The 19,501-nt window shown below is 70.2% G+C and carries 17 protein-coding genes; 7 read left to right on the top strand and 10 right to left on the bottom strand.

The features are described 5' to 3' along the window. Positions 1-8 precede the first annotated feature (8 nt). The gene (locus JJ685_RS27475; RefSeq protein WP_201677575.1) at positions 9-698 is read right to left on the bottom strand and encodes an HAD family hydrolase; all 690 of its coding nucleotides are present in this window, start codon (positions 696-698) and stop codon (positions 9-11) included. A 17-nt stretch (positions 699-715) separates the two neighbouring features. Between JJ685_RS27475 and hemH the strand changes: the two genes are divergently transcribed. Beyond that, positions 716-1,819, top strand: coding sequence for a ferrochelatase (gene hemH / locus JJ685_RS27470; RefSeq protein WP_201677574.1), 1,104 nt, complete (start codon positions 716-718; stop codon positions 1,817-1,819). Positions 1,820-1,822: 3 nt separating this feature from the next. On the opposite strand, the gene JJ685_RS27465 is transcribed toward hemH, so the two are convergent. The 9 genes from JJ685_RS27465 to JJ685_RS27425 form a co-directional block, all read right to left on the bottom strand. Continuing rightward, positions 1,823-2,719, bottom strand: coding sequence for an alpha/beta fold hydrolase (locus JJ685_RS27465; protein ID WP_201677573.1), 897 nt, complete (start codon positions 2,717-2,719; stop codon positions 1,823-1,825). A 37-nt stretch (positions 2,720-2,756) separates the two neighbouring features. Next, positions 2,757-5,015 (bottom strand): 3-hydroxybutyrate oligomer hydrolase family protein, encoded by a 2,259-nt coding sequence (locus tag JJ685_RS27460; protein ID WP_201677572.1) that lies wholly within the window; start codon positions 5,013-5,015, stop codon positions 2,757-2,759. Then, positions 4,999-6,153 carry a branched-chain amino acid ABC transporter permease gene (locus JJ685_RS27455; RefSeq protein WP_201677571.1) on the bottom strand — a complete coding sequence of 385 codons (1,155 nt, stop codon included), beginning with the start codon at positions 6,151-6,153 and terminating at the stop codon, positions 4,999-5,001. The genes JJ685_RS27460 and JJ685_RS27455 overlap by 17 nt, the downstream gene beginning before the upstream one ends. Before the next feature lie 6 nt (positions 6,154-6,159). After that, the gene (locus JJ685_RS27450; RefSeq protein ID WP_201677570.1) at positions 6,160-7,143 is read right to left on the bottom strand and encodes a branched-chain amino acid ABC transporter permease; all 984 of its coding nucleotides are present in this window, start codon (positions 7,141-7,143) and stop codon (positions 6,160-6,162) included. Next, the gene (locus tag JJ685_RS27445; protein ID WP_201677569.1) at positions 7,140-7,865 is read right to left on the bottom strand and encodes an ABC transporter ATP-binding protein; all 726 of its coding nucleotides are present in this window, start codon (positions 7,863-7,865) and stop codon (positions 7,140-7,142) included. The genes JJ685_RS27450 and JJ685_RS27445 overlap by 4 nt, the downstream gene beginning before the upstream one ends. Beyond that, on the bottom strand, positions 7,862-8,695 hold the full coding sequence (locus JJ685_RS27440; protein ID WP_201677568.1) for an ABC transporter ATP-binding protein: 834 nt from the start codon (positions 8,693-8,695) through the stop codon (positions 7,862-7,864). Before JJ685_RS27440 ends, JJ685_RS27445 begins: the two co-directional genes overlap by 4 nt. Further along, positions 8,692-10,179 (bottom strand): extracellular catalytic domain type 2 short-chain-length polyhydroxyalkanoate depolymerase, encoded by a 1,488-nt coding sequence (locus tag JJ685_RS27435; protein WP_201677567.1) that lies wholly within the window; start codon positions 10,177-10,179, stop codon positions 8,692-8,694. The genes JJ685_RS27440 and JJ685_RS27435 overlap by 4 nt, the downstream gene beginning before the upstream one ends. A gap of 110 nt (positions 10,180-10,289) precedes the next feature. After that, the gene (locus JJ685_RS27430; RefSeq protein ID WP_201677566.1) at positions 10,290-11,486 is read right to left on the bottom strand and encodes a substrate-binding domain-containing protein; all 1,197 of its coding nucleotides are present in this window, start codon (positions 11,484-11,486) and stop codon (positions 10,290-10,292) included. A gap of 164 nt (positions 11,487-11,650) precedes the next feature. Then, positions 11,651-13,102, bottom strand: a complete 1,452-nt coding sequence (locus JJ685_RS27425) for a sigma-54 interaction domain-containing protein (RefSeq protein ID WP_201677565.1) — start codon at positions 13,100-13,102, stop codon at positions 11,651-11,653. Between the two features lie 177 nt (positions 13,103-13,279). On the opposite strand from JJ685_RS27425, the gene JJ685_RS27420 reads away from it, so the two are divergent. From JJ685_RS27420 to JJ685_RS27395, 6 genes are read left to right on the top strand one after another with little or no spacing between them, the layout of a single operon-like run. Further along, the gene (locus tag JJ685_RS27420) at positions 13,280-14,446 is read left to right on the top strand and encodes an ABC transporter substrate-binding protein (protein WP_408015506.1); all 1,167 of its coding nucleotides are present in this window, start codon (positions 13,280-13,282) and stop codon (positions 14,444-14,446) included. Between the two features lie 24 nt (positions 14,447-14,470). Then, a complete protein-coding gene (locus JJ685_RS27415) occupies positions 14,471-15,331 on the top strand; it encodes a branched-chain amino acid ABC transporter permease (protein ID WP_201677564.1) in 861 nt (286 codons plus the stop codon). An 11-nt stretch (positions 15,332-15,342) separates the two neighbouring features. Continuing rightward, positions 15,343-16,341, top strand: a complete 999-nt coding sequence (locus JJ685_RS27410) for a branched-chain amino acid ABC transporter permease (protein ID WP_408015507.1) — start codon at positions 15,343-15,345, stop codon at positions 16,339-16,341. Then, positions 16,338-17,102 carry an ABC transporter ATP-binding protein gene (locus JJ685_RS27405; RefSeq protein ID WP_201677562.1) on the top strand — a complete coding sequence of 255 codons (765 nt, stop codon included), beginning with the start codon at positions 16,338-16,340 and terminating at the stop codon, positions 17,100-17,102. The genes JJ685_RS27410 and JJ685_RS27405 overlap by 4 nt, the downstream gene beginning before the upstream one ends. Further along, a complete protein-coding gene (locus JJ685_RS27400) occupies positions 17,095-17,841 on the top strand; it encodes an ABC transporter ATP-binding protein (RefSeq protein ID WP_201677561.1) in 747 nt (248 codons plus the stop codon). Before JJ685_RS27405 ends, JJ685_RS27400 begins: the two co-directional genes overlap by 8 nt. Beyond that, entirely contained in the window at positions 17,838-19,328 is a 1,491-nt protein-coding gene (locus JJ685_RS27395; protein WP_201677560.1) for an AMP-binding protein, read from the top strand. The genes JJ685_RS27400 and JJ685_RS27395 overlap by 4 nt, the downstream gene beginning before the upstream one ends. The last annotated feature ends 173 nt before the right edge of the window (positions 19,329-19,501 follow it).

Below are 19,501 nucleotides of genomic sequence, written 5' to 3'. Positions count from 1 at the left end.
GCCGAAGCTCACAAGAGGTCCACCAGCTCCGACAGGTGCTCCACCGTCACGTGGGGCTCCTGCGCGTGCGGCCAGGGCTGGTCGCCGCGGTTGAGCCAGGCGGCCTGCATGCCGGCGTTGAGCGCGCCCAGCGCATCGAGCGTGGCATCGTCGCCGATGTGCAGCACGCGCTCCGGCGGCACGTCCACCGCGCCGGCGGCCGCGTGGAAGATGCGCGGGTCCGGCTTGCCCACGCCGAACTCGCGGGCACAGACGTGGGCCCGGAAGAAGCGATCGAGGCCCACGCGCTGCAGGTCCGCGTTGCCGTTGGTCAGCGCCACCAACGGATAGCGCGCGGACAGGAATTCGAGCGCCGGCAGCGCGTCCTCGAACAGGGTCACGCGCTGGCGCTCGGCGAAGAACACCTCGAAGGCCTCCGCGGCCAGCAACGGGTCCTCGCCGGCGCGGTAGAGGGCGAGCCGGATCGATTCGCGCCGCAGCGCGCTCATGTCGTGCTTGAGGTCCGGACGCGCGTGCGACATCTCCGTGCGGATCTCGCGCAGCGCCGGCGGGCTGGAGAACAGGGCCGCCGTCATCGGCGCGTGCAACGTCAGCCAGTCGTGCAGCACCTTCTCCGCCCGTTCGATGACGGGCCAGATGGGCCAGAGGGTGTCGTCGAGGTCGAGCGTGACCGCACTGATTTTCGCGGCATCCAGCATGCCGGCGAGAATACCGCATGCCCCCGACTTCCCGTCCCTCGTCCGCGCCCGGCCACCAGCACGGACAGGCCCCCTTCACCGCCGTCCTCCTGTGCAACCTGGGCACGCCCGACGCGCCCACCGCGCCGGCGGTGCGCCGTTACCTCGCCGAATTCCTGGCCGACCCCCGGGTGGTGGAAATCCCGCGCGCCGCCTGGCTGCCGATCCTGTACGGCCTCGTCCTCCCGCTGCGCTCGCGCCAATCGGCCCTCAAGTACCAGACCATCTGGACCCCCGAGGGCTCGCCGCTCAAGACCTGGACCGAGCGCCAGGCCAGGCGCCTGCAAGGCTGGCTCGGCGAGCAAGGGCACCGCGTGCGCGTCGCCCATGCGATGCGCTACGGCAGTCCCTCCATCGCCGGTGAACTCGACGCCCTCGCCGACACCGGCGCCGACCGCATCCTGGTCCTCACCGCCTACCCGCAGTACTCCGGCACTACCACGGCCAGCGTGATCGACGCCGTGACGGCCTGGACGCGCACGCGCCGCAGCATCCCGGAACTGCGCTTCGTGAACCGCTACCACGACGACCGCGGCTACGTGCAGGCCCTGGCCCGCCGCATCGAGCGCCACTGGAGCGAGAACGGCCGGCCCGAGCATCTGGTCATGAGTTTCCACGGCGTGCCGGAGCGGACGCTGCACCTGGGCGACCCGTACCACTGCGAGTGCCGCAAGACGGCGCGCCTGCTGGCCGAGTGGCTGCGGCTCGCGCCGGAACAGTACACGCTCAGCTTCCAGTCGCGCTTCGGCAAGGCGAAGTGGCTGGAGCCCTATACGCAGCCGACCGTGGAAGCACTCGCGCGCAAGGGCGTGAAGCGCCTCGACGTGGTCTGCCCCGGCTTCGTCGCCGACTGCCTGGAGACGCTGGAGGAGATCGGGATGGAGGTGCGCGATGCCTTCCTCGCCAACGGCGGCAAGGAGTACCGCTACATCCCCTGCCTCAACGACGAGACGGACTGGATCGCCGCGCTGGGCAACATCACGCTGCAGCACCTGGCCGGCTGGCCGACGCAGGCGGCTCCGGACCCGCGGGACCTCGCGGCGCAGAAGGAGCGCGCGCGCAAGCTGGGCGCTTCCGCGTAGCGCTCACCCCGTTGCGACCGGCGCCGGCAGCGCCGCCTCCGCCTGCTCGAGGAAGGTCCGCACCACGCCCAGCTGCTCCGGCACGTTGAGCGCCGGGGCATGCCCGCAGCCGGGCACTTCCACCACGCGCGCGAGCCCCAGCGCGCCGGGGCCGCGGGCCAGCATCTCCGCCGCGGCGTCGGGCAGCACGAGGTCCGATTCGGCGCCGCGCAGCAGCAACACGGGGATGCGGATGCGGTCGTAGTGCTCCCACAGTTCGTAGTCGCGCGGGTGGTCGACGAACTGGCGCGCCATCGCCGGGTCGTAGTGCGGCGTCACGCGGCCGTCGGGCAGGCGCCGCGTGGACGTTTCCGTCAGCCGCCGCCACTGCGCGTCGCTGAGCCAGCCATAGGGCCGGTAGACGTCGCGGAAGAAGGCCCCCAGTTCCGCCATGGTCCGGAAGGCCGGCGGGTCGCCCGCATAGGACCGGATGCGCTCGATCGCGGAGGCCGCGAGCCGCGGCGCGTTGTCGTTGAGGACCAGGCTCTGGATGCGCGGCGCGAGTTCCGGCTGCGCGATGCCGCCCGCGCACACGGTGCCGATCGCGCCGCCCATCGAAGTGCCCACCCAGTGCGCCCGCGCAATCCCCAGCCGCTCGAACAGTTCCGCCGCCAGCCGGGCGTAGAACGCCAGGCAGTACTCCCGGCCGGGATCCGGGCTCCACTGGCTGTAGCCGCGCCCCAGCGTGTCCGGGCAGATCACCCGGAAGCGGTCGCACAGCGACTGGGCCAGTTCGTCCATGTCCCGCCCCGTGCGCGCGAGGCCGTGCCACGCGATCACGGTGGGCCGGTGCCGGGCGCCCCACTCGGTGAAGTGGATCTCGCGCCCCGCACAGGTGGCGTAGTTCGAAGTGAATTGCATGCTGTCGTCCTCCGGGGCGGGCGCCCCGCTCCCCTCCCTATTGCGGCACCGTCAACGTCGTCCCGCTGAAGCCGATCCGGTCGCCGGCCGCCGGGCTGTCGCTGATCGGCGGCACGTTGGCGGCCGTCAGCGCGGGGGCGGCTCCCGGCACTCCGCCGCGCGGTGTGGTGCGCACCACCTGGCTCGGCGGCAGCGCGGCGCCATTTCGCAGGTGCGCGTACATCCTGTCCATCGCTTCGTTGAAGTAGACGTGCAGCGGCACGAAGCGCGTGTCGAAGCCGGACAGGGGGATGAAGGTGTCGAAGTGCTGCGCGTTCGTGACCTCCACGTAGTGCAGCTGGCTCTTGCGCCCTTCGCTCGCCCGGTTCAGCGCGGTGTAGGCGCGCGCATTGTTGTCCACCGGCACCAGCGCATCGCTGCGGCCGGCGACGACCAGCGTCGGCGTCCCGCGCAGGTCGCCGTCCACCAGCACTTCGGCGATGCCGGCCTGCACGGCCCGGCTTTGCGCCAGCGTCGGCGTGCTGGCGGCCGTGAGCGGCGCCCCCGTGACCGGGTCCGTTCCGGTGACCAGGGCGCGCTGGCACAGCGCGGTGTCCAGGCCGAAGTCCAGCACGCCCGTGGATGCGGATCCCGCGAACTGCCACGCCTTGGACCCGCCGGGGGAGCGGTCGTAGACGGGCGTGGCCGGGGTGCCGTTGGCCGTGCCGTTGGCCGTCGCGAAGGTGATCGCCAGGCCCGGCGCGGGGATCGGGTCGCCCGTCAGCGGATTGACCGCGGCGAAGCTGGTGCCGCAGACCTGGTCGAGCACGGAGAAGCGGCCGTAGGCCAGCGGGTACATCGCCGACAGGATCGGACCGTTGCCCAGGCCCCAATGGGCGTTGTGCATGCGCTCGTGCTCCGCCGTCCAGCCGTAGGCACGCAGCTTCGCCAGCGCATCGGAGGCCTGCGCCTGCAGCGTCGCGCCGCTCACCAGCCCCTTGGCGGCGAGGCCGGCGCAGCGCGCCTGCGCGCGTCCGTTCATGCCCGCGATGGTCATGAAGTTGAACACCGAGAGTTCGGCCATCGCCGCCTCCGGCGCCTGCGCGGCGCAGGGCTGCAGCAGGTTGCCGTAGGTCACGTAGTCGGCCAGCGTCTTGAAGCCGCTCGCCGGCACGCCGCCCACGGTGATGCCGAATCCGTTCGCGCCCGCGATCTCGGTCACCGGCTCGGAGGCGACCACGCCGTCGATGATGCCGCTGCGATCGAGTTCCGCCGCCCGCAGCACCGCAGCGCCGCCGTTGGACGCCGAGCCGGCGATCACCAGCGTGTTCGACTTGTCGAAGTGCATGCGGGTGCCGCGCCGGCCGAAGTGGTCCTCCAGCGCGACGAAGGCGTACTGCGCCGCCGCCAGCGTGTCCTTGCCCCAGTCCTTCTCCGGGTTCTGCTGCGAATGCGCGTGCTTCAGCGCGAAGCGGTTCGGCAGTGCCGCGTTGAAGGCGGCCAGCGCGGCATCGCCTACGTTCGCGGCGAACTGGGCCAGCGCGCCCGCCGCTGCGCGCGTGGCGCGCGTGCCATCCACCTTGGTCACCGTGTCGTTCTGCAGGTCGTGCAGGCCGATGCCTTTGCCCGCGTCCGTGAGCGCCACGGCGCAGCCGTGCTTGAGTCCCCACTCGCCCGCCGTGCCGATCGCGCCGTAGACGCCGCGCGAACCCGAAGACGGCCCGAGCACCAGGCAGGGCCGTTCCGTGTCGAAGCTGTCCGGGATCTGCACCGCCATCACCACGCGCTTGCGGCCGCTGCCGTCGTCCAGCGAGGCGACGTATTCGGTGCCGGGGATCAGTCCCTCGTCCGTCGTCACCGTGCCGTCCGTCTTGACATTGGGCCCGTAGAACTTGCCGTAGCCGCCGGCCGCGGAAGGATCGAGGATGCCGCGGTAGTTGGAGTACAGCGCATTGCGCCGCAGTTCGGCCGCCGTGGGATTGGCGGCATCCGCATAGGCCGGTGGCAAGGGGGCACCGAGCCCGGTCTTGCCGATGCCCCCGGTGAGCAGGTCCTGCGTGGCGGCCGTCGCGCCGCTGCCGGCGGCCGTGGCCGGGTACGCGGTGACGCTGTGCTGCGTCACCTCCAGCGGCCGGCCTTCGCCGGGCACCTGGACGAAGAGAGTGGACTTGCCGGGGGACGAGGAACTCAGGAGCGTGGCCGCGCCGCCTTCATCGGCCGACGGGGAGCCGCCCCCGCATGCGGCCAGGACGGCGGCAGCGACGGCGCACAGCGGGACGAGGCGGCGCAGGGGCGCAGGATCAGTTGTTCTCAACATAGTCTCCTTGCATGCTCTTGGTGGGGGGGGATGCGGCCGCAGGGGCCGCGGGGGGAAAAGGAGCCCGGATCGCGGCGGAGGCGCGCAGGGCCCGCAGCCGCCCCACTACGCCGGTGGGAAAGTAGTAGACGGACAGCACGAACAGCAGGCCGAGCCACAGCAGCCAGCGGTCCGGCGAGAGCAGCGCCGCCAGCCACGGCAGGCCGGCGACGGCGCCGCTGGCGAGCCGCAGCAGGTCCTGCAGGTAGCTCTGGGCCACCAGGAACAGGCCGGAGCCGATCGCCGCGCCGTAGATCGTGCCCATGCCGCCGATCACCACGATCAGCAGCACGTCCAGCATGATCTCGAAGGACAGCGTGGTGTCCGGCCCGTTGTAGCGCAGCCAGATCGCCAGCATGGCGCCGGCCAGGGTGGCGAACAGCGCCGACAGGATGCTGGAGATCGTGCGGTAGACCACCACGCGGTAGCCGATCGCCTCGGCGCGGAACTCGTTCTCGCGGATCGCCTGCAGCACGCGGCCGAAGGGCGAGTTGACGATGCGCAGCAGCGCGAGGAACAGCACCGTGCTCGTGGCGAACAGCAGGTAGTAGCAAAGGATGCGGCCGTCGATCACGAGGCCCAGGAAGGGCGTCTCCGACAGCGTGAAGCCCGGCGACAGCACCTCCGGCATCCTGAAGGTCAGGCCGTCCTCGCCGCCGGTGAAGTCGGACAGCTGCGAGGCGAGGGTCTGGAAGGCGGCGGCGAAGGCCAGGGTGATCATCGAGAAGAAGATCGCGCGCACCCGCAGGGAGAACAGGCCGATCGCGAGCGCCAGCACGAAGGACAGCGCCAGCGCGACCAGCGTCCCCAGCGCGATGGCGCCCCAGCCCGCCCCCATGCGGGACGAGGCGATCGCCACGCCGTAGGCGCCGATGCCGAAGAACATCGTGTGGGCGAAGCTCACGATGCCGGTGTACCCGAGCAGCAGGTCGAAGCTCGCCACCAGCACGATGAACACCAGCACCTTGGCCGCGACGTTGAGCGCCTTGATGCCGGGGATCAGGAAGGGCTGGAACGCCAGCGCCAGGAACAGCAGGACCAGGATCGCGCCCAGCAGGCGGCTGCGCGGGAAGTCGTTGGAGAGAAGGCGGTTCAGCATCGCGGTTTACTTGCTCAGGGCGTAGACGCCCTGCGGCCGCCAAAGAAGAATGGCCATCATCAGCAGGATGTTGGAGAACAGCGCCGCCTTGGGCACGAGGAAGCCGGTGTAGTTGGCCATCAGGCCCACCAGCAGCGCGCCCACCAGCGCCCCCGTGGTGGAGCCGAGGCCGCCGATGATCAGCACGATGAAGATCAGGACGTTGACCTGCGCCCCCATCTGCGGGACGACGTTCTGCTGGTAGAGGCCCCACATCACGCCACCCAGGCCGGCCAGCGCGCTGCCCACCATGAACACGCCCACGAACAGCACGCGGATGCGATAGCCGAGCGCTTCGACCATCTCGCGGTCCTGCACGCCGGCGCGGATCAGGAGGCCGATCTTTGTGCGCGTGAGCGTCCACAGCAGCACGCCGAAGACGATCGCGCCCACCACCACGGCGATCAGGCGGTACTTCTCCACCGCGGCGTCGCCGAACAGAAGGGTGCCGCGCATGCCTTCAGGCAGGGGCAGCGGGATCTGCAGCGGGCCCCAGATCACCTTGATCAGTTCCTCGCCGATGATCATCCCGCCCATCGTGATCAGGATCTGCTTGAGGTGGTTGCCGTACACCGGCCGCACGATGAAGCGCTCGAAGGCGAGGCCGATCGCACCGGCCACCAGCATCGCGACCCCCATCGCCGGCAGCACCGCCAGCATGTTCTGCCACAGGCTGGCGGAGTTGGTGTAGTCGCCCATGGCGCCGAGCACGCTGGTGGCGACGAAGGCGCCCAGCGCGATGAACACGCCGTGGCCAAAGTTCAGCACGTCCATCAGCCCGAACACCAGCGTCAGGCCGGAGGCGATGATGAAGACGATCATGCCCATGGCCAGCCCCGCGACCGTGAGCGTGAGCCAGGTCGAGGGCGAGCCGATGAAGGGGAACACCAGCAGCGCCAGCACGGGCACCAGGGCCAGCGGTTTCCAGTCGAAGTCTTTCCGGTTGCTCACAGGGCCAGTCCCAGCAGCTCGTGCTGCAGTGCCTCGTCCTCCGCCAGCGCCCGCATGGAGCCGGCGTGCACCACGACGCCGTTGTCCATCACGGCCACGGTGTCGCCGAGGCGTTTCGCGAAATTGATGTTCTGTTCGACCAGCAGGATGGTCACGCCGCTGGCCTTCAGCCGGGCGAAGGCCTCGATCATGTTGTTGATGATGGCCGGCGCCAGTCCCTTGCTGGGCTCGTCGACGATCAGCAGCTCGCGCGGCTCGACGATCGCGCGCGCCACCGCCAGCATCTGCTTCTGCCCGCCCGAGAGCTTGCCGGCGGGGTGGTTCCAGAATTTCTCCACCGCCGGGAACAGCGAGAAGATCCACTGCAGGCGCTGGTCGTCCATCTGCCTGGCGTGGCGGGCGCCACGGGCGGCCAGCAGCATGTTCTCCTTCACCGTGAGGTCGGCGAAGATGCCCATGTTCTCGGGCACGTAGGCGATGCCGAGGCCCGCGATCCGCGGCGTCGCGGCCTGGGTGATGTCCTGCCCGGCGAAGGCGATGCGGCCCTGCGAGGCGCGCCACAGGCCCATGATGGTCCGCAGCGTGGTGGTCTTGCCGGCGCCGTTGCGCCCGAGGAGCATGGTGAGCTGGCCACGCGGCACGGCGAGGTCGACGCCGTGGAGGATGTGGTAGGCGCCGATGTGGGTATGCACGCCGGCGAGCGTCAACAGGTTTTCGCTCATGACGGAAGCCCTCCCCCTCGAGGGGCAGGGTTGGGGTGGGAGAGAGCCACATGCTGCGCAGAAGCGTCCTGGGGCGACAGCCCCAGGTAAGCTTCCTGGACGATCGGCGATGCGATCACTTCCGCCGGTTTGCCATCCGCGACCAGCGTCCCGTTGTGCAGCACGATGATCCGGTCCGCCAGCTCGCGCACGACGTCCATCTTGTGCTCCACCAGCAGGATCGTCCGGCTCCGGTCGGCCTTCAGCTGGCGGATCAGGTCGAGGATCACCGGCGCTTCCGCGTGGTTCATGCCCGCGGTCGGCTCGTCGAACATGTAGACCTGCGGCTCCAGCGCCATCAGCAGCGCCACCTCCAGCTTGCGCTGGTCGCCGTGCGGCAGGTTGGACACCAGCTCCATCTCGCGCTCCTTCATCGCCACCGCGGCGAGGATCGCATCGGCGCGCGCGAGCAGGTCCGCGTGGTCGTTCCAGACGCTCCAGAGGTTCAGTCCGCGGCGGTGCGCGCCGTCCCGGGTGGCCTGCACGGCCAGCCGCACGTTCTCCAGCACCGTGAGGCGCGGGAACAGGTTGGTGAGCTGGAAGGCGCGGCCGAGGCCGGCGCGCGTGCGCTGCGACGCCGAGGCCCGGGACAGGTCGCGCCCGCCGAGCGTCACGGTGCCGGCGCTCGCCTTCAGCTGGCCCGAGATCAGGTTGAAATAGGTGGTCTTGCCCGCCCCGTTGGGCCCGACGATCGCGGTGAGCGTGCCGGGTTCGAAGGTGCAGGTGACGCCGTTGACGGCGACGTGGCCGCCGAACCGCACGGTGAGGTCGCGGGTGGCGAGTTGGCTCATGGACAGCTGCCGATCACGTAGGCGTTGGGGCCGGTCTGCTTCAGCGTGGTGACGACGAAGACGTTCCACAGGCCCATGTTCTGGTTGGATCCGTTGGCGAAGGCGAAGCCGCCGAACACGTACGCCCGGCCCGCCACGGTATGGCTGTAGTTGGTGGCGGTGTAGCACGTCGCGGCCGCCCCGGTGGTGGTTCCGTTCGCGGGCGCGGACAGCGCCCCCTGCACGCCGTTGCCATCGACCGCCGCCACCGTCCACGCGTAGGTGGTGCCGGGGTTGAGGCCGGTGTCCGTGTAGCGGGTCGCCGTGACGCCCAGCGCGTTGGCCTTGTTGCCGTTGCGCAAGACGTTGTAGCTCGCCGCGCCGGCGACGGCGTTCCAGGAGAGCGTCATGGAGGTGCTGCCCGCGCCCGAGAGGGCCAGGCCCGTGGGCGCCGGCAAGGCGCCGCCGCCGCCGCCCGTGCCCGTCCCCGAGGAGAGCTGGTCCACCATCGCCTTGATCGCCGCGACCTGCGTGCCGGCCTTCTGCGCGAAGTTGCCGCCGTACCAGCCCACCCAGTCCCAGCAGCCGTTCGGGTTGGTCAGCAGGCCGCTGGCGGCGGTCTGCCGCAGCGTGTTGTCCGCCTGCGCCTGCGGGAACAGCACGACGATGCCGTTGGTGTCGGCCCAGCGCGTGTAGCCGGTGTTGCGCAGGAAGCGGTCGCCGATCTCGGCGTAGCTCTGCTTGCAGCCGTGCAGCGCGACGTGCACCCGGCACTGCGCACCGGCAGCGCAGTCCGCCGGGACGTAGACCCAGCCCGTGGGCGACATGCCCGCGTTGGCGGTGAACGCGCGCTGGTCGAACTCGAGGTAGTTGCCAGCGGCGGGCGCGTCGTTGCGGGGATTCAGCGGGCCGTAGAACGTCGACAGCACCGCCTTGGCCCCGTCGTAGCCGCAGTTGGCGACGTAGGGCGAGGCCGTCGCGTTGCAGGCGTTGTTGCCGGTGGCGTCGAAGTCGGTCGGGAACACGTGGGCGGTGCCCGCGCGCTGCACGTACTGCAGGTTCGCGGCCGGGACGCCGTTGTTCGCGTACTGGGCCTGCAGCGCGTTCATCGGGTTCGGTCCCACGGTGGTGTCGGCGCTGCCGACGAACAGGTAGACCTGCTGCGCGGCGACGCCCGCTTTCGCGTCGATGGTGGCGTTCGCGGCGAAGCCGTCGATGCCGTTCTGCATGGCGCCCAGTTGGCCGGCGCTGATCGCGGCGTTGTTCATGCAGGACGTGTAGTGGTTCAGTCCCGCGCACGCGTAGGGCCCGCCCGCGAAGACGCCCACCCCCTTGAACACGGACGAATGCGCCCACCCGAGCTGGTTGGCCATGAAGCCGCCCGCGGAGAGCCCCGACACGCTGGTCCGGGTGCGGTCCACGTTCAGCTTCGGCAGGGGAACGACGGCGTGCGCGGCCACGCAGATGAATGCGGCAGCTGCGGCCAGGATGCGCAAGGACTTCATGTCGTGTCTCCCGGGATGGATTTCGACGATGCGAACCACCGCCCCCTCTGGCGGGGGCTCCCTTCGACCAGGGTCGGGGGCGGCTTTTTCCCGGCCGCCTCCCTCTGGGATCAGCGCTTGTTCCGGATCGGGACCTGCATCTCGTCCGGCTTGATCTCGCGCACCAGTTCGGGCACGCCCCAGGCGAAGGCCGGGTCGACCTTGACGCGGAAGTGGTACATGCTCTGCATGGCCTGGTGGTCTTCCTTGCGGAAGGTCATCTTGCCCTTGGGGGTGTCGAAGGACATTCCTTCCATCGCGGCGATCAGCTTGTCGGAGCCGGTCTCGCCATTGGTCTTCTTCAGCGCCGAGACCACCGCCATCGCCGCCGAGAAGCCGCCCGCCGTGAAGAAGTCCGGCGGCGCCTTGAACTGCTTGTAGTGGGCGGCGACCAGGGCTTCGTTCACCGGGTTCTTCGGGATGCCGAAGTAGTAGTACGTGGCGCCTTCCATGCCCGGGAACTGCTTGTAGGCAGCCATGGCCGGCAGGATGTTGCCGCCGGTGAAGACGTCGATGCCGTAGCGAGTCTTGAGGTTCTGCGCCGCCAGCGCATTGAAGGGCGGCGTGCCGCCGGCCCAGATCACCTCGATCACCTTGCGCCCGGGCTGGTCCTTCAGCTTGTCGACGATGCGCTGGATGCCGGCGGTGAAGTCGGTGGTGGTCTGCGGCAGGTACTCCTCGTGGACGATCTTCGCGTTCTTCAGCGAGTCGCGGAAGGCCTTCACGCCGTCGCGGCCGAAGGCGTAGTCCTGCGCCAGCGTGGCCACCACGGTGCCGGGCTTGTCCATCGCCACCGCGTTGGAGATCGCGTCCTGCGAGCTGTTGCGGCCGGTGCGGAAGACGTACTTGTTCCACTTGTCGCCGGTGATGGAATCGGCCACGGCCGGCTCCACCAGCAGGATCTTCTTGTATTCCTCCGCGACCGGCAGCATGGCCAGCGCGACGCCGGAGGAGGTCGGGCCGATGGCGAGATCCACCTTGTCGTCCGAGTAGGCCGTGGCCAGCAGCGACTTGCCGAGGTCCGGCTTGCCCTGGTCGTCCTTCTCGATCACGACGATCTTGCGGCCGCCGACGCTCATGGTGCCGCCGGTGGCGTAGTCGAGGCCCATCATCAGGCCGGTCTGGGTCTGCTTGCCGTAGGCCTCGAGCGGGCCGGTGCGGCTGTAGACGTGGGCGATCCGGATTTCCTTCGCCTGCGACCAGGCCAGCGGCGTGGCCAGGCTGGTGGCGGCGAGCGCGGCAACCGCGACCCAGATGCGTCTTTGCATGCGTTTGTCTCCTGCTTCGTGCTTTGTTCGAACCGGTGGTTTATTGCAGGGCCTGTGCCAACACGCAAGTGCTTGTCAGATCAGGACTTTCCCGCTGGCGCCCCAAGGACTGTCTCATCTTCAGACAGAATGGAGTGCCTGACTTACAGACAACTGTCTGGTTTTCAGTCGACCAACTCCAGGCGCTCGTAGAGTTTCGCACGGGAAATGCCGAGCAGCTTCGCCGCCGCGACCTTGTTGCCGCCGGTGGCTTCCAGCGCCGCCTGGATGGCGCGCCGCTCCACTTCCGCCACCTGGTCGGCGAGCGGGCGCAGCACCCGGCCTTCCGGCGCGCCCCCGCGTTGCGGCGCCGGCGCCGACGGCACGCGCGCGACGCCGGCGTCGCGCAGCACCTGTTCGATCTGCCCCGCCTCGATGCGCTGCGAGTCGGTGCGCATCGCCGCCTGCTCCAGCACGTTGCGCAGTTCGCGGATGTTGCCGCGCCACGTCTGCGACTCCAGCATCGCCACCGCGTCGGCGTCGAGCTCGAAGGGCGGGGTGCCGTTGCGCAGCGCGATGTCCTCCAGCAGGACCTCCGCCAGCGCGGGGATGTCGCCGCGGCGCTCGCGCAGCGGCGCCACCCGGATCGGCAGCACGTTGAGGCGGTAGTAGAGGTCCTCGCGGAAGCGGCCTTCGCGCACCAGAGCGACCAGGTCGCGCGAGGTGGCGGCGATCACGCGGGTGTCGAAGGGCACCACCTTGTTGGAGCCGAGCTGCTCGATCTCGCCCTCCTGCAGCGCGCGCAGCAGCTTGGGCTGCAGGGCGAGCGGCATGTCGCCGATCTCGTCGAGGAACAGCGTGCCGCCGTGCGCCAGCTTGAAGCGGCCTTCGCGGCCCTTGCGGTCGGCGCCGGTGTAGGCGCCCGGCGCGACGCCGAAGAACTCCGCCTCCAGCAGCGTGTCGGGCACCGCCGCGATGTTGACGCTGACGAAGGGCGCGCGCGAGCGCGCCGAGGCCGCGTGGATCGCATGCGCCAGCAGTTCCTTGCCGGTGCCCGTCTCCCCCAGCAGCAGCACCGGGCTGGACGATTGGGACGCGCGCCGCGCCTGCCGCTTCACGTCGAGCGCGGCGGGGCTGGTGCCGATGAAGCTGGCCAGGGTGTACTTGCTGCGCCGCTGCGTCGCGAGTTCGCGCCGCGCGTCGTCGAGGTCGCGCTGCAGCGCCGCGAACTTCTGGATCAGGGGCTGCAGCGTCGTCTCGGGGTGGTCGAACAGCACGATGCCCAGCACGCCGATCACCTTGCCGCCTTCGTCGCGCAGCGGAATGCGGCTCACCACGAAGGTGCCGGCCCGGTTCGACAGCAGGTCGATCAGGATCGGCTTGCCGGTCTCCAGCACGCGGTGCATCTGCGTGTTGTGCACGACCTCCGAGACGGGGTGGCCGACGAAGTCTTCCTCCCGCTCGAAGCCCAGCGCCGGCAGGAAGCGCTTGTACTGCTCGTTAATCCACACGACGCGTGCGTGTTTGTCCACGAGCAACATTCCTTCGCTGGCATTGGCGAAGAGCTCGAACATCGAGCGCGCGGCCAGCTCCAGGATGCGCTGGCCATCGAGGGGCAACGAAGCGTCTGCGGTCATGTCGGCATGGTAGCGCCGGGCCTGACTTTCTTGCGTTAGGACAAGCCTTGTGCGTTTGCAAGGGAGCCCTCTCTTGCGCCGTCGGCGGGCCGCAATCAATCTTGCGCGGACAGAGAACACCGGTGTCGGCAGCGCATCCCGCCGACTTCACGGCCGTCCATCCACAGGAGACAGACAGTGAAGCGATCGATCCTTCGCGGGGCCGCGGCCCTGGCGGCAGCACTGGCGTGCGGCGCGGCCCTCGCCGCGGGCAACACCATCAAGATCGGCGTGATCGCCGAGATGTCCGGCACCTTCGCCGACTTCGGCCAGCAGATCACCACCGGTGCCAAGGCCTACATGAAGGCGCACGGCGACACGGTCGCCGGCAAGAAGGTCGAGCTGATCGTGAAGGACGTGACCGGCCCCGCGCCGGACGTCGCCAAGCGCCTGGCGCAGGAACTGGTGGTGAAGGACGAAGTGGACTTCATCGTCGGCTTCGGCCTCACGCCCAACGCGCTCGCGGTCGCCTCGATCGCGAGCGAGGCGAAGAAGCCCACCGTGATCATGAACGCGGCCAGCTCGGTGATCACGACCAAGTCGCCCTACCTGGTGCGCACCTCGATGACCCTGCCGCAGGTGACCGAGCCGATGGCCCAGTGGGCCTTCAAGTCCGGTGTGCGCAAGGTCTACACGATCGTGGCCGACTACGGCCCCGGGCACGATGCCGAGAAGGCGTTCCGCACCGCCTTCGGCAAGGCCGGCGGCGAGATCGTCGGCGACCTGCGCGTGCCGCTCAAGAACCCCGAGTTCGGGCCCTTCGTGCAGCGGATCAAGGACGCGAAGCCGCAGGCGGTGTTCGTCTTCATGCCCGCGGGCGAACTGGCGCTGGGCTTCATGAAGGCCTTCAGCGAGCGCGGCCTCGACAAGGCCGGCATCAAGCTGCTGACCACCGGCGACCTCACCGAGGACGGCATCCTCGAGGCGCTGGGCGAGCACGCGCTGGGCGTGATCTCCACGCACCACTACTCCATTGCGCACGACTCGCCGGAGAACAAGACCTTCCTCGCCGCCTACGCCCAGCTCAGCCCGCAGCGGCCCAACTTCATGGCCGTGGGCGCCTGGGACGGCATGGCCGCCATCTACGAGGTCGCGCGCAGGCTCAACGGCACCATCGACGGCGACAAGGCCATGCAGGCCTTCAAGGGCCTGAAGATCAAGAGCCCGCGCGGCCCGCTGGAGATCGACGCCGAGACGCGCGACGTCGTGCAGACCGTCTACGTGCGCGAGGTGAAGAAGGTCGGCGGCAAGCTCTACAACGTCGAGTTCGACCAGTTCCCGGGCGTCAAGGATCCGGGCAAGTAAACCGGCCCGCGAGGGGCAGCCGCCATGGGCACCATCCTCTTCGACGGCATCGCCTACGGCATGCTGCTGTTCCTCATCTCCGTGGGGCTGTCGGTCACCCTCGGCATGATGGGCTTCATCAACCTGGCCCACGGCGTGTTCGCGATGATCGGCGGCTACCTGCTGGTCACGCTCATGGGCAAGGCGGGAATCGATTTCTTCCTCGCCCTGCCCCTGATCTTCCTGGCCACCGCGGCCTTCAGCCTGGTGCTCGAACGCGGGCTGTACCGCCAGCTGTACCGCAGCACGCACCTGAAGCAGGTGCTGCTCACGGTGGGCCTGATCCTCGTCGCCGTGGCGGCCGCCACCTATGCCTTCGGGCCCGCGCAGCAGCCGGTGAAGCTGCCCGGCGCCCTGGCGGGGCAGGTGGAGGTCCTCGGCCTGGAGCTCTCGCGCTACAAGCTGTTCCTGGTCGCCGTCGGCATCGCCATCACGCTGGCCCTGGTGTTCGGGCTGGAGCGCACGCGCTTCGGCGCGCGCATCCGGGCCTCGGTGGACCGCCAGTCCACGGCCGAAGCCATGGGCATCCACGTCGGCCGCGTGTTCCAGCTGACGCTGGCGATCGGCAGCGGCCTCGCCGGCCTCGGCGGCGCGCTGGGGGTGAACATCCTCGGGCTCGATCCGCACTTCCCGCTCAAGACGCTCGTGTACTTCCTGCTCGTGGTGGTGGTGGGCGGCGCCGGGTCCATTCCCGGCACGCTGCTCGCCGCGCTGGTGCTGGGCATGGCCGACACCGCCGGCAAGTACTACCTGCCGGAGGTGGGCGCCTTCATCATCTACGCGGCGATGATCGCCCTGCTGCTGGCCTTCCCGCACGGGCTGCTCGGGCGCCGGAGGCTCGCGTGAAGGCGCCGCCCGTGATCCCCCGCCACCTGCTCGGCGCCCCGCCCTACCTGCACGCGCTGCGCCGGCGCGAGCGCTGGGGCAAGGGCGAGATCCTGTTCTGGCTGGCGCTGGTGGCCGCGTTCTTCGTGTTCCCGAAGAACCTGCTGCTCGGCTCGCAGATCCTGATCGCCGGCCTGTTCGCGCTCTCCCTGGACCTGATCCTCGGATACGCCGGCATCGTCACGCTGGGCCACGCGGCCTTCTTCGGCCTGGGCGCCTACACCGCCGGCCTGGTCACGCGCGTGGGCGTGCACGACCCCTTCCTGGGCCTGCTCGCCGCCGCCGCCGTGGCCGCCGCCGCCGGCTGGCTCACCAGCTTCGTGGTGCTGCGCGCCAACGACCTCGGCCGCCTCATGATCACGCTGGGCATCGCGATGCTGCTGTACGAAGTCGCGAACCGGGCCAACGGCCTCACCGGCGGCGTCGACGGCCTGCAGGGCGTGGAGGTCGGCCCCGTGCTGGGGCTGTTCCGCTTCGACCTGCTGGGACGCACGGCCTACCTGTACGTGCTGGGCGTCACCTTCGGCCTGTTCCTGCTGGTGCGCGCGCTGATGGTCTCGCCCTATGGCCTGTCGCTGCGCTGCATCCGCGAGAACAACCGGCGGGCCCAGGCGATCGGCGTGCCGATCCGCGCGCGCCTCACCAACATCTACACCTTCTCGGCGCTTCTCGCGGGCGTGGCCGGCGCCCTTCTCACCCAGACGACGCAGTTCGTCGGCATCGACGTCCTCGGCTTCCAGCGCTCGGCGGACCTGCTGATCATGCTGATCGTGGGCGGCACGGCCTCGCTCTACGGCGGCTTCATCGGCGCGGCGGTGTTCCTGCTGGCGCAGGACCGGCTCGCCAACCTCAGTCCCGAGTACTGGCTGTTCTGGCTGGGCCTGCTGCTGATCGTCGTGACGCTGTACCTCGATGGCGGCGTGGTCGGCGGCCTCAGGCGCCTGGCGGCGTGGGTGGAGCGGCGGCGATGAACCCGGTGCTGCGCACGGTCGACCTGTGCATGAATTTCGGCGGCCTGAAGGTCACGCAGGACATCAACCTCGCGCTGCAACCGGGCGCGCGCCATGCGCTGATCGGGCCCAACGGCGCCGGCAAGACCACGCTGGTGAACCAGCTCACCGGCGTGCTGCGGCCCTCCAGCGGTTCGATCTGGCTGGCCGGCGAGGAGATCACCGGCCTGCGGCAGGACCAGCGCGTGCGGCGCGGCCTCGCCCGCACCTTCCAGATCAACACCCTGTTCCCGCAGCTCACGCCGCTGGAGGCCGTGACCAACGCGATCTGCGAGCGCGAGCGCGACCGCCTGGGCGTGCTGCAGCGCCGCCTGTTCGGGCTCACGCGCCGGCGCGAGCAGATCGACGAAGCCTACTTGCTGCTGCAGAGGCTCAACCTCGCGCCCGACTGCCTGCGCGAGACGCGCGAGCTGGCCTACGGCAAGCAGCGCCTGCTGGAGATGGCGCTGGCGCTGGCCGTGAACCCGCGGGTGCTGCTGCTGGACGAGCCGGCCGCGGGCGTGCCCGAGGGCGAGAGCGACGAGCTGTTCTCGGTGCTCGCGGAACTGCCGGACGACATCGCCATCCTGCTGATCGAGCACGACATGTCGCTGGTGTTCCGCTTCGCCGACCGCATCACGGTGCTCGCCGGCGGCGCCGAACTCGTGACGGGAACGCCGGCGGAAATCGCCGCCGACGAGCGCGTGCGCGAGGTCTACCTCGGGAAGGCCCGCCATGCCTGAAATGCTGGAACTGGAGCGGGTGGTCGCCGGCTACGGCGATGCCATCGTGCTCGATCACTGCAGCCTGCAGCTGGCGGAAGGCGAGAGCCTGGCCCTGCTCGGTCGCAACGGCGTCGGCAAGAGCACGCTGCTGGCCACGCTCATGGGCCACACGCGCGTGCGCGGCGGCACCTTGCGCTGGTGCGGCGAGGACCTCACGCGCGTGCCGCGCCATCGCCGGGCCGCCGCCGGCCTCGGCTGGGTGCCGCAGGAGCGCGAGATCTTCGCGTCGCTCACGGTGGAGGAGAACCTCACCGTCGCCGCGGTCGCCGGCAAGTGGGACCTGCGGCGCGTCTACGCCCTGTTCCCGCGCCTGCACGAGCGGCGCGGCAACTGGGGCAACGAACTCTCCGGCGGCGAGCAGCAGATGCTCGCGATCGCCCGCGCCCTGATGCTCAACCCGCGCCTGCTGCTGCTGGACGAGCCGCTGGAAGGCCTGGCCCCGGTCATCGTGGAGGAACTGTGCGCCGCCCTGGACCGCATGGTGCGGCAGGAAGGCCAGTCGCTGGTGCTCGTGGAGCAGCAGGTGGCGCAGGCGCTCGCCCTCACGCAGCGCTGCGCGGTGCTGGAACGCGGGCGCGTCGTGCACTCGGCCCGCAGCCAGGCGCAGTTGCAGGACCTGGCCGCGCTCGACCGCTGGGTCGGCGTGCGCCTGCAGGCCGACGCGACGACCGGCCGGCTCGAAAAGGAGGAAACATGAACGCTGCCGAGACCTTGCTCGCCGCCGGCTGCGACGACCAGCTCGCGCTGCAGTGCTGCGAACAGCAGATCACGTACCGCCTCCTGCGGCGGCTGGTGCGGCAGAACGCCGGCGCCTGGCAGGCCCGCGGCGTGCGGCCCGGCGAGCGCGTCTTCGTGGCGGCCCCCGACAGCGTGGACTGGGTCGTGACCTACCTCGGCGTGATCTGGGCCGGCGGCGTGGCGGTCGGCGTGAACCCGGAGCTGCCGGCCAGCGAACTGCAGGCGATGCTCGCCGAGAGCGAGGCGCGCTTCATCTGGTGCGAGGACGAGGTCGCGCGCGCGGTGGAGGAGATGGCGGGCGTGCACGTGCCCGCGGTGCGCAACGACCGGGGGTGGGCGATGGAAGTGGCGGCCGCACCGCTGGTCCCGCCGGTGAAGCGCGACTCCGAGGACCCGGCGCTGTGGGTCGGCACGTCGGGCAGCACGGGCATCCCGAAATGCGTGGTCCACGTCCACCGCACCGTGACCGACGCCCACTCCTTCGCCTGCGGGGTGCTGGGCGCGGATTCCTCCGACCGCTTCTATGCCACCTCGAGGCTGTTCTTCTCCTATGCCCTGGGCAACGCCCTGTTCGCCGGCCTGCGCGTGGGCGCCACGGTGATCCTGGACCGGGATGCGCCCACGCCCGCAGGCGTGGAGGCGATGGTGGAGCACTACCAGCCCACGCTGGTGTTCAGCGTGCCGACCCTGTACCACAAGATGCTGCAATCCTCCGTGGCGCGCAGGCTCGCGCCGCTGGGCGTGCGGCACTACGTCTCTTCCGGGGAGGCGCTGCCGCCCGCCACGCGCAGGGGCTGGCGCGACGCCACCGGCCTCGCGCCCGTCATCGGCTACGGCAGCAGCGAGACGCTCGCGCTGATGCTGTACTGCGACGACGAGAGCGGCTGCCTCAAGCCCACGCCGCTCACCGAGATCGGCTACGCCGCCGGGGCGGACCCGCTCGTGCCGCAGCGCATCTGGATGCGGCACAGCGCGATCGCGCGCGGCTACTGGCGCCGGCCGGAGTCCCAGGCCGACAGCTTCCGCGCCGGCGGCTGGTTCTCGCCCGGCGACCTGTTCCTGCGCCACCCGCACGAACGGCTGGAGTTCACGGGACGCAACGACGACCTGCTGAAGATCGCCGGGCAGTGGGTGAGCACCTCGTGGGTCGAGCAGCGGCTCGCGCCCGCCGGGGGCGACGCGCTGCAGCAGCTCGCAGCCGTCGGCGTCACCACCGAGGAGGGGCTGACCGCCCTGGCCGTGCTCGCGGTCGCCGCGCCCGGCAGGCGCGAGGAAGCCGCCCGGCGACTCGCCGCAGCGGTGGAAACGCTGCCGCGGCATCGCCGGCCTCGCTGGGTGCACTGGGTGGATGCCCTGCCCCTCACGGCCACCGGCAAGCTGCAGCGCGCGGCGCTGAAGGAGATGCACGCGCAGGCCCTGGGGCAGCGCGTGGCGGTGGCGGCGTAGGCGGCACAAAAACCAGACAGCCGAACGCAGAGGGCGCAAAGGTCACGCAGAGGACGCAGAAAAGACTTCACCTTTTGGTTGTTCTTCTGCGCCCTCTGCGCTTCTCTGCGCCCTCTGCGTTCGGCTGTCTGGTTTCTTGGGTCCCTCCAGCAAGAATGGCCTGCATTCGCAGG

This window comes from Ramlibacter monticola, assembly GCF_016722785.1.
GTDB lineage: Bacteria > Pseudomonadota > Gammaproteobacteria > Burkholderiales > Burkholderiaceae_C > Ramlibacter > Ramlibacter monticola.
Note: the sequence above shows the minus strand (reverse complement) of the source record. Positions and strands in the feature narration are given on the sequence as shown.

Coding starts and splice junctions, on each gene's coding strand:
- JJ685_RS27475 (WP_201677575.1), bottom strand. CDS start 698: ATGCTGGATGCCGCGAAAATCAGTGCGGTCACGCTCGACCTCGACGAC.
- hemH (WP_201677574.1), top strand. CDS start 716: ATGCCCCCGACTTCCCGTCCCTCGTCCGCGCCCGGCCACCAGCACGGA.
- JJ685_RS27465 (WP_201677573.1), bottom strand. CDS start 2,719: ATGCAATTCACTTCGAACTACGCCACCTGTGCGGGGCGCGAGATCCAC.
- JJ685_RS27460 (WP_201677572.1), bottom strand. CDS start 5,015: ATGTTGAGAACAACTGATCCTGCGCCCCTGCGCCGCCTCGTCCCGCTG.
- JJ685_RS27455 (WP_201677571.1), bottom strand. CDS start 6,153: ATGCTGAACCGCCTTCTCTCCAACGACTTCCCGCGCAGCCGCCTGCTG.
- JJ685_RS27445 (WP_201677569.1), bottom strand. CDS start 7,865: ATGAGCGAAAACCTGTTGACGCTCGCCGGCGTGCATACCCACATCGGC.
- JJ685_RS27440 (WP_201677568.1), bottom strand. CDS start 8,695: ATGAGCCAACTCGCCACCCGCGACCTCACCGTGCGGTTCGGCGGCCAC.
- JJ685_RS27435 (WP_201677567.1), bottom strand. CDS start 10,179: ATGAAGTCCTTGCGCATCCTGGCCGCAGCTGCCGCATTCATCTGCGTG.
- JJ685_RS27430 (WP_201677566.1), bottom strand. CDS start 11,486: ATGCAAAGACGCATCTGGGTCGCGGTTGCCGCGCTCGCCGCCACCAGC.
- JJ685_RS27425 (WP_201677565.1), bottom strand. CDS start 13,102: ATGACCGCAGACGCTTCGTTGCCCCTCGATGGCCAGCGCATCCTGGAG.
- JJ685_RS27415 (WP_201677564.1), top strand. CDS start 14,471: ATGGGCACCATCCTCTTCGACGGCATCGCCTACGGCATGCTGCTGTTC.
- JJ685_RS27405 (WP_201677562.1), top strand. CDS start 16,338: ATGAACCCGGTGCTGCGCACGGTCGACCTGTGCATGAATTTCGGCGGC.
- JJ685_RS27400 (WP_201677561.1), top strand. CDS start 17,095: ATGCCTGAAATGCTGGAACTGGAGCGGGTGGTCGCCGGCTACGGCGAT.
- JJ685_RS27395 (WP_201677560.1), top strand. CDS start 17,838: ATGAACGCTGCCGAGACCTTGCTCGCCGCCGGCTGCGACGACCAGCTC.